Source organism: Yersinia pekkanenii, from assembly GCF_001152565.1.
Classification (GTDB): Bacteria; Pseudomonadota; Gammaproteobacteria; order Enterobacterales; family Enterobacteriaceae; genus Yersinia; species Yersinia pekkanenii.
The window spans coordinates 1-1,552 of the sequence record NZ_CQAZ01000163.1 but is presented as its reverse complement, the minus strand read 5'-3'; the positions used below and the strand labels follow the sequence as shown (position 1 = coordinate 1,552).

The window sequence follows — 1,552 nt, the reverse complement described above, 5'->3', positions numbered from 1 at the left end:
CCAGACTTACCCTGATGATTACTTTACCCCATCGGTTCTTGCTGAACTCAAAGCTGAACTGATGCTTGTTGTTACCCATGTGCCAGATATCCAGCCAGATAATGCTGATCAGGGTAAAGAACTGGTGCTGGCACAAGACCGTATTCTGAAACTACAGAGTAGCGTTCTGTCGCTACAGGCCCGTAATCAAGAGCTGGAAGCTGGGCTGCAACAGCTATCTGAAGATGCGGAAGCATTGAAGTCGGCCAATGAGATCGCCAACGCCACCATTACCGGCCAACAGCAGGAAATTGATGGTCTCAAAGCGCAAATTGTCAACCTGACTCCTGCTCCCGATGCAGCGACCAACGAGCCAGCAGACACTAAAACCACCAAGACCACTAAATAGGTAATGACCATGTATGCGACTCGTCAAAATATGGTGGATGCATTCGGTGAGAAAGAGTGTATCGCCCTTACAGACCGCAATTTCAGTGGCCAGATTGATGACTATGTGATGGACGTCAAGCTGACACAGGCCAGTGCTGAGATTGATAGCTATCTGGCGGGTCGCTATCCAACCCCCTGGCCAGATACCCCCGGCATTCTGGTGGGCCGTTGCTGTGATATTGCCCGTTATCTATTGTGCGGTGCCGGAACCCAAAGCACTGAAGAATATACGTAACTTATTAGTCGATGCCGATATTTCTGAAAACAGTGATTATTATATTCGGGCTTCATCGGTTGCCAGTTGTGCGGCAGGGATATATCAGGATCAAGGCTGGATTGTTCGACAGATATTCCCTGATACCGCCGACATTGAGTTTCTGGAATTGCATTGCCGGACACGCGGCATCGTTCGTAAGCCTGCCAATACCGCAACCGGCACTATTGATCTCACGGGTGAGCCTAATGCAACCGTGGTCAGTGGATTAACCGTGACGCGTGACGCACTCTCATTTGTGACCACACAACAGGCAACTATCGGACTTGATGGCAAGTTAACCGTGACAGTGCAAGCAACCCTCGCAGGCACTGCCGGAAACACGGCACAGGTGATGTCTGGCACATTATCATCAACACCTGACGGTATTGACAGTACCGTCATTATTAACATCATGCGCGGCGGCACTGACCAGGAAAGCCCGAAAGACCTGCTCGCACGGTTGCTCGATATTATTCGTCGGCCTCCAGCGGGGGGTAATAAATATGATTATAAACGCTGGGCGCTGGAAGTCACCGGTGTGACTGCGGCATATGTTTACCCTCTACGGCGCGGGCTGGGGACGGTTGATATTGTGATCACCTCTGCTGATGGCTTGCCATCTGAAACCATTATTGCTGCAACACAACTCCATATTGATGACGTGCGACCGGTGACCGCGAAAAGCTCACTCGTGATGGCACCGACCATTAAGATATTTGATATTGATGTAAAAGTGACATTAAGCGGTATTAGTTTCGATGTTGCAGAAGTCCTCATTAAAGAGACATTAAATAATTATATAAACCGTCTTATGCCCGGGGAATCCTTTATTCGCAGTCAGGCGGAAATGTTGGTTTCGCTAATTAC

General features: G+C 49.3%; 2 protein-coding genes and 1 pseudogene. All 3 read left to right on the top strand.

Annotation, left to right across the window (positions count from 1 at the left end; all coding sequences use genetic code 11):
- Positions 1-388: pseudogene (locus tag AEP37_RS26780) on the top strand (hypothetical protein); the annotation flags it as partial.
- A 9-nt stretch (positions 389-397) separates the two neighbouring features.
- Entirely contained in the window at positions 398-664 is a 267-nt protein-coding gene (locus tag AEP37_RS23655) for a gp436 family protein (RefSeq protein ID WP_082170912.1), read from the top strand.
- Positions 603-1,552 (top strand): baseplate J/gp47 family protein (locus AEP37_RS23650; protein ID WP_244880851.1); only part of this gene is annotated, 950 nt, incomplete at its 3' end. The genes AEP37_RS23655 and AEP37_RS23650, both read left to right, overlap by 62 nt.

What these genes read in the sequence shown, in the direction of transcription:
- AEP37_RS23655 (WP_082170912.1), top strand. Translation starts at nt 398, where the DNA reads ATGTATGCGACTCGTCAAAATATGGTGGATGCATTCGGTGAGAAAGAG.